We start from the raw sequence: 6,620 nt of genomic DNA, 5'->3' as shown, positions 1-6,620 counted from the left end.
GCTGGACGACCAGCCGCCCGGCGTTTCGTGTCTGCGCTCCCGATGGCGGCTGAGCTGCCGGGGGATCGGGGACGTCGCGCGCCGCTTTCCCCGGAACGTGCCTCGTGGTGCCCGTCGTGCCTCGTCCGTCGTGCTGGGCTCAGTCTCGGCGGCCGCTCACCCGGCCGTGCAGCAGCAGCGACAGCGCCCCGTGGACGTCGTCGAGCGACCGCTCCCGCTGGAACGCCTGCCAGTCCAGTGCCGCCACCAGCACCATGCCGACCAGCGCTGCGGCCGTGAGCGGAATGTCGACCTCCTCGCTCAGTTCGCCGGCTTCCACACCTTCGCGCAGCACCGTCTCCACAACGGCCACCGCCTGCTGCCGCACCACCAGGAGCGTGGACTGCCAGGCGCGGTTGGTGCGCCACAGCTCGGCCACGTACAGCTGGGTGAAGGCCGGATAGCGGTCGATGAACACCAGACCGGCCCTGATCATGGCGTCCAGCGCCTCGACCTTGGAGCCGCCGCGCTCTGCCGTACGGTCGGCGGCCTCCTGGAGCGAAGCCGTGAGGAGGCCGACGCCGAAGCGCAGCAGTTCCTCGAAGAGTTCGGTCTTGCTCTTGAAGTTGTAGTAGACCGTGCCCTTGGCGACCCCGGCGCGCTCGGCGATCTCGTCGACCGTGGTGGCCGAGAAGCCCTGCTCCGCGATGAGCGTCACGGCGGCCTCGTAGAGTTTCGCGCGCGTCGCCCGGCGTCTGCTGCTGCTGTCCATGACACCGATTCTCACAGGTCCGGGCGCGGTCACAGACTCAGCTCCGGGTGAAGCCGGTCCAGCGTCCACACCTGCTTGCGGCGGGCGGAGAGGGCGGTCAGGGCCAGCGCACCGGCCGAAAAGGCCAGCAGCACCGCACACGCCTGCCACACCGGACCGAGTCCGCCGCCCGTGATGAGCCTGCGGAGCGCCTCGACGACATAGGTCATCGGCAGGAACGGGTGGATGGCGTTGAAGAAGCCGGGACTCGTCTGGACCGGGTAGGTGCCGCCCGCCGATGTCAGCTGGAGCATCAGGACCGCGAGGACCAGGATCCGGCCGGCGGCGCCGAAGCGGGCGTTGAGCCACTGGATGATCGCGGCGAAGCAGCAGGTGACCAGCGCCAGGAAGCCGACGGTGCCCGCGGCGTGGGCCGTCTTCAGCCCGAGACCCCAGTGCAGGACGGACATCAGCGCCGCGACCTGGAGCAGACCGATCGCCGCCACCGGAAGCAGACCGGCCAGGGCGATCCGCCAGGCCGACGCCCCGGTGGACAGGGCCCGGCGGTTGAGCGGCTGAATGATCATGTAGGCGACCATCGCGCCGACCCAGAGGGAGAGCGGGATGAAGTACGGGGCGAATCCGGTGCCGTAATTGGGCGCCGAGTGCAGGGACTTGCCGGCCAGCCGGACCGGGTCGGCCATCACCTCGGTGCGGCGGTCGCGGTCCTTCTTGTCGTAGTCCGGGATCTTGTGGACGCCGTCGCTGAGCCCGACCGCCAGCTCTGCCGACCCGTCGGCGAGCCGGAACAGCCCCCCGTCCAGCTCGCCCGCGCCCTTCTTGAGCTTGCCGACCCCCGAATCGAGGTCGGTGGACCCCTTCTTGGCGGTGGTGAGGCCGGTGTGCAGCCGGTTCGCGCCCTTGGCGACCTTGTGGGCGGCCGTGTTGAGCTCGTTGATCTTGCCGACGGCGTACTCCAGGTCCTCGTCCAGCTTCGGAGCACGCCGGGCCAGGTCGTCTGCCTTCTTCTCGAGATCGGTGAGGTTCTTCTTCAGTGTCTTGAGGTCGCCGTTGCTGTTGCCGATCAGCACGTTGACGTCGTCGGCGATCTTGGCGACGTCCGCCGCCGTGTCCTTGGCGCGCTTCAGCTCGGGGCACGCCTTAGGGTCGGGCAGCAGGGCCTGTTCGCACTGCGTCCGGTGGATCTCGCTCAGCGCGTCGGCGGCCTTGTGCGCGCGGAGCGCGGCGCCGGGGGCCCGTTCGGCCAGGAGGCCGAGATTGCGCTGGACGGCACGTGAGGAGTCGGCCACCAGCCGGGCCGTGTCACCGATCGACTTCCCGTTGTCCTTCAGGTAGGGATGCGCCTTGTCGGCATAGCCGTTGACTTTGTCGGCGAGCACCTGCGTGCCGTCGGCGACCTGACGGGAGCCGTTCTCCAGCTCGCCGGCGCCCTTGTGGAGCTTCGTGATGCCCCCGGCGAGCTTGCCGCTGCCGTCCTTCGCGTCCTTCAGGCCGTCCGCGAGGTCCTCCGAGCCCTTCTTCGCCTTCCCGACCCCGCTCTTGAGCTTGTCGGCGCCCTTCGCCGCCTTCTCCGTCGCCTCATGGATGTCGGAGAAGGAGATGAAGATGCGGTCGAGGAACGACCGTGAGGCATTGGTCGACGCGGCGGTGCGCACCTCGGAGAAGACCGTCCGCGAGATCTGCCCGACGATGTAGTTGTTCGCGTCGTTCGTGCGGACCTGGAGGGCGCCGGTCTCGGGGGAGTCGCCCGAACTGGAGGCGATGCGCCGGCTGAAGTCCTCCGGCATGGTCAGCGAGAGGTAGTACGTGCCGTCCTCGACACCCCGGCGGGCCTCGGCGTCGTCGACCTCGTGCCACTCGAAGACGTCGCTGTCGAGCAGACCCTTGGTGATCTCGTCACCGGCGGCGATCCTCTTGCCGGACGCGGTGGCGCCCTTGTCGTCGTTGACGAGAGCGACGGGAATCCTGTCGAGCCTGCCGTACGGGTCCCAGAACGACCACAGGTAGAGGGCGCCGTAGAGCAGCGGCAGCAGCATGACCGCGACGATCGCGGCGGCCGGGAGCTTGCCCCGCCCGAAGCGCTTCAGCTCAAGCGCGGCCAGTTTCGGCGATCGCATCGGACGCCCCCTCCTCGTCGGTGTCCACGGCGGTGCTTTTGGCGGTGCTTATTTCAGTGCTCCTGGCGGGGCCCATGCCGGTGCCGGTCTCGGTCTCGGTGCCGACGGCGTGGCCGGGGTCCTCGCCGGTCTCTTCGGCCGGGCTTCCGGAAGGGCTCCTGCCGGTGCTCTCGGCGGGGCTCTTGCCGGTCTCGGTGCCGACGTCGGCCTCGTTGTCCTCCGAGCCGGCGCCGGTGGGCCGGGTGCGTACGACGACGGCGCCCTCCGGCGCCTCGCCGCACACCGCGACCACGGTCGTCCCGCTGTCAGCGACCGAGCGCAACAGGTCCCACGCAGCGGCCCGTTCGGTGTCGGAGAGCTTGAGGCCCACGTCGTCGACCGCGAGCAACCGGGGGCCGCCGATCAGCGCCAGGGCCACGGAGAGCCGCAGCTCCTCGAGCCGCTCGAGATCGCGTACGGCCGTGCGTTCCCGCTTCGGCAGCGTCGCGAGATCGAGTCCGGCGGCTGCCAGTGCCCTCTCGACCCGCTCGGCCGCAGCGGCCGTCCGCTCCGCACGCGGCCGGAACAGGGCCCGGACCGAACCGTCGAAGCGCCGCTGGAGCAGCGCGCGTTCGCGCAGGTGCTCCGCGACGGTGAGCGCCGGGTCGAGATCGCTGACACCCGGCACCGGACCGAGCGCGCTGATCCGGCGCACCGCGGCCATTCTGCGCGGCAGTTGCAGGCCGGCGACCTCCGCACGGCCTTCCGTGGGGCGCATCCGTCCGGTCAGCGCGAGGAGCAGGCAGGTGCGTCCGGAGCCCGACGGGCCCTCGATCGCGACGAGGGCGCCGGGCTCCGCCTCGATGTCCACCGAGCGGAAGGCCCACCCGCGCGGGCCTCTCAGCCCGAAGTCCCCGGCGCTCAAGGCCGCGCCCTGAGGGCTGTCCACCTGCCCCACCCCGATCCCCATCCCGGTCCCTCCGCCGCCAGTATTTGCACTGACCAGTCAGTGCAAAAATTACCCCCGAACCCTTGATCGATGCAAAAGGCCAGGTCAGGGCCGATTGTCAGTGGGTGCCTCCACGATGGACACATACGGCCACAGCGCCGTCACACGACGACAGGAGGCTCGTCATGGCCAGCTACTCAGCAGCCGCCGCTCACCGGCGCCGCGCCACCGGCCCTGCCCCCTCATCGACCGGCCCGGCACACGACGTGCATCCCGTCCTGCGCCGGACCTCCGCGCCGCCCGCCGCCCTCGATCTGCTCGCCCAGGCCCGCAGCGGACTCGACGAGGCCGCGACCTTGGCCCAGCCGAACGAGCGGTACGCCACGGCACATCTGGCCGCCCTGCGCACGGCGGCCGCGGTGCTCGCCGCCCGCGGCCGCCCCGAGACCGGCGCGCGGCGCAGGCAGCGCATCCGCAGCGCCTGGGAGGTGCTGCCCGAAATAGCGCCGGAGCTGTCCGAATGGAGCCTGCTCTTCGCCTCGGGCGCCGAGCGCCGGGCCCGCGCAGAGGCCGGCATACGGGGCGCGGCCAGCCATCGCGACGCCGACGACCTTCTCAGGGACGCGGCCATGTTCCTGCGCCTCGTGGAGCGCCTTCTCGTGCTCCAGCCCGCCCTGCCCCGGCCCAGGGTGTCGCAGCCGGACCAGGAAACGCCGGCGGCCGGGACGGCGACGCGGCGAGGGGATGTCGCTGGATGAGGGGTGCGAGCGGGGGAGCGGTCCGACCGGGGGACCGGCCAGGAGGCGGACGCGGGCTCAGGCGGGAGACCGGGACGGGGCCCGCCGCAACCGCCACGGTGCCGGACGGAGACGCGCGAGGAGTCGGCGGCAGTCGGTACCGGGGCAGGCACCGGCTACGGGGGCGCGGACGGGCGGGCTCGGCAGTCGGTGCGGGCCCGCCGGGACCGGGCACGGTGCGGGGCGTGGACGGGCGGGCTCGGCGGCAGTCGGTACGGGTCCCGCATGCACCGGCCCTGGTCCGGTCGCTCAGCGGGCAGTCGGTGCCGGGACCGCAGAAGCCGGCCACGTCCGGGACGCGGACGGGCGGGTTCAGCAGGCAGTCGGCACCGGGCCGGAGGCCGGCACGGTCCGCGTGGAGCCGGGCGGGGATGCCGTCGAGGGGAGGCGGGATGCCTCGGGATGAGACGGAACGTCGGCCCGGGCAGCGGAGGCAATAGGGTGGGAGCAGGCCAACCAGCACATCGCCCGAGGAGCCAACTGCCGTGTCGGAACCGTCCCCCACCGGTGGGGAGACCCCACCGCGCCCCTCTCGCGCCTCTCTCCGTACCGCCGTGGTCTGGGACGTCCTGAGGGATGCCCTGGACCGCCGGGTCAAGGCGACCGGGACGGACTCGCTGGACATCCTCGACACCGGCGGCGGCACCGGGAACTTCGCCGTGCCCGCCGCCCAGCTCGGCCACCGGGTCACCGTCGTCGACCCCAGCCCGAACGCCCTCTTCGCGCTTGAGCGCCGGGCGGCGGAGGCCGGGGTCGCCGAGCGGGTGCGCGGCGTCCAGGGCGACATCCACGGCCTCTTCGACGTGGTCGAGCGCGGCGGCTACGACGCCGTCCTCTGCCACGGCGTGCTCGAATACGTCGACGACCCGGCCGAGGGCGTGCGCAACGCGGTGGAGGCGCTGAGGCCCGCCGGAGCGCTCAGCCTGCTCGCCGCCGGGCTGGGCGGCGCCGTCCTCGCCCGTGCCCTCGCGGGGCACTTCAGCGAGGCCCGCCAGGCGCTGAGCGACCCCGATGGCCGCTGGGGCACGGGTGACCCGGTGCCCCGCCGCTTCACGGCCGAGCAGCTCACCGAGCTCGTCGCACAGGCCGGTGTCGAAGTCGGCGCGGTGCACGGAGTGCGGGTCTTCGCCGACCTCGTTCCCGGCGTTCTCGTGGACACCGAACCGGGCGCGCTGGACGCGCTGCTGAAGCTGGAAGCCGCCGCCGCGGAACTGCCAGCCTTCCATTCCGTCGCTACTCAGCTGCACGTCCTGGGCGAGAAGCGCGGCTGATCAGCGGCGCAGCCGCAGATGGAGTACGCCACAGACCCTCCGTCGTCGGGCTTCGCACCGTATGATCGGGGGACACCATCCGGCATGACGGATCGGAGGTTGGGGAATCTACGCCTCAGCACCCCGATCGGGCATGGCGGCCCGGAGGGCGTTTTGCGAGAGGGCGGGTTTCACGGGGGCGAATCCCTGCCTATCCTGGAAGGGCCGCATACCGGTCGCCCCCGCGACCGACGACGAGGAGGACTCCGTGCCGCTCTCGGAGCACGAGCAGCGAATGCTCGAGCAGATGGAGCGAGCGCTGTACGCCGAAGATCCCAAGTTCGCGACAGCGCTCGAGGGAAGCGGGCTGCGTACGTACACCCGGCGACGGGTCTACCAAGCAGTCGCAGGCTTCCTGGTGGGTATCGCGCTCCTCATGGCCGGAATGGTCGCCCAGCAGATCTGGATCAGTGTGGTGGGCTTCCTGGTGATGCTCGGCTGTGCGGTTCTCGCGGTCACGGGCTGGCGCAAGGCGCCGAAGCCAGGTGAACAGCAGCAGACATCCGGCGGACACGGTCGCCGGCACTCGCACCAGCGCAGATCCGTGATGGACCGGATCGAACAGCGGTGGCAGCGCCGCCGCGACGAGCAGGGCGGTCACTGAGCCGTCCGGTCCCGACCGGACGACGAGCGGACCTCCGGCCCATAAGTTCGGAGTACGAGTGAGGGGCGACGCTTTCGAGCGTCGCCCCTCAGTCATGTTCCCCGCTCGTGGGC

Annotated in this window: 6 protein-coding genes; 3 read left to right on the top strand and 3 right to left on the bottom strand. The window is 71.6% G+C overall.

Going from position 1 to position 6,620, the window contains the following annotated elements:
- Window positions 1–139: 139 nt before the first annotated feature.
- Genes ACWGH4_RS28220 through ACWGH4_RS28210 form a run of 3 tightly spaced genes read right to left on the bottom strand, consistent with a single transcriptional unit; the run spans window position 140 to window position 3,817 of the window.
- The gene (locus ACWGH4_RS28220; protein ID WP_159692869.1) at window positions 140–751 is read right to left on the bottom strand and encodes a TetR/AcrR family transcriptional regulator; all 612 of its coding nucleotides are present in this window, start codon (window positions 749–751) and stop codon (window positions 140–142) included.
- Between the two features lie 29 nt (window positions 752–780).
- Window positions 781–2,868, bottom strand: a complete 2,088-nt coding sequence (locus ACWGH4_RS28215) for a YhgE/Pip family protein (RefSeq protein WP_453465898.1) — start codon at window positions 2,866–2,868, stop codon at window positions 781–783.
- Window positions 2,840–3,817, bottom strand: coding sequence for an ATP-binding cassette domain-containing protein (locus tag ACWGH4_RS28210; RefSeq protein ID WP_453465896.1), 978 nt, complete (start codon window positions 3,815–3,817; stop codon window positions 2,840–2,842). The genes ACWGH4_RS28215 and ACWGH4_RS28210 overlap by 29 nt, the downstream gene beginning before the upstream one ends.
- Window positions 3,818–3,981: 164 nt before the next feature.
- Between ACWGH4_RS28210 and ACWGH4_RS28205 the strand changes: the two genes are divergently transcribed.
- The 3 genes from ACWGH4_RS28205 (at window position 3,982) to ACWGH4_RS28195 (ending at window position 6,507) form a co-directional block, all read left to right on the top strand.
- Entirely contained in the window at window positions 3,982–4,554 is a 573-nt protein-coding gene (locus ACWGH4_RS28205; protein ID WP_453465894.1) for an SAV_6107 family HEPN domain-containing protein, read from the top strand.
- A 593-nt stretch (window positions 4,555–5,147) separates the two neighbouring features.
- Window positions 5,148–5,864: a methyltransferase gene (locus ACWGH4_RS28200; protein WP_441264461.1), complete on the top strand. Its 717-nt coding sequence runs from the start codon at window positions 5,148–5,150 to the stop codon at window positions 5,862–5,864.
- Window positions 5,865–6,111: 247 nt separating this feature from the next.
- Window positions 6,112–6,507: a DUF3040 domain-containing protein gene (locus tag ACWGH4_RS28195; protein ID WP_441264292.1), complete on the top strand. Its 396-nt coding sequence runs from the start codon at window positions 6,112–6,114 to the stop codon at window positions 6,505–6,507.
- Window positions 6,508–6,620 lie beyond the last annotated feature (113 nt).

Source organism: Streptomyces sp. NPDC054847 (assembly GCF_053610925.1).
The sequence above is the reverse complement of the archived record's forward strand: the minus strand, read 5'-3'. Positions and strand labels throughout refer to the sequence as shown.

Bases quoted from the DNA above. Each gene is read 5' to 3' on its own strand.
- ACWGH4_RS28205 (WP_453465894.1), top strand. From the start codon at position 3,982: ATGGCCAGCTACTCAGCAGCCGCCGCTCACCGGCGCCGCGCCACCGGC.
- ACWGH4_RS28210 (WP_453465896.1), bottom strand. From the start codon at position 3,817: ATGGGGATCGGGGTGGGGCAGGTGGACAGCCCTCAGGGCGCGGCCTTG.
- ACWGH4_RS28220 (WP_159692869.1), bottom strand. From the start codon at position 751: ATGGACAGCAGCAGCAGACGCCGGGCGACGCGCGCGAAACTCTACGAG.
- ACWGH4_RS28215 (WP_453465898.1), bottom strand. From the start codon at position 2,868: ATGCGATCGCCGAAACTGGCCGCGCTTGAGCTGAAGCGCTTCGGGCGG.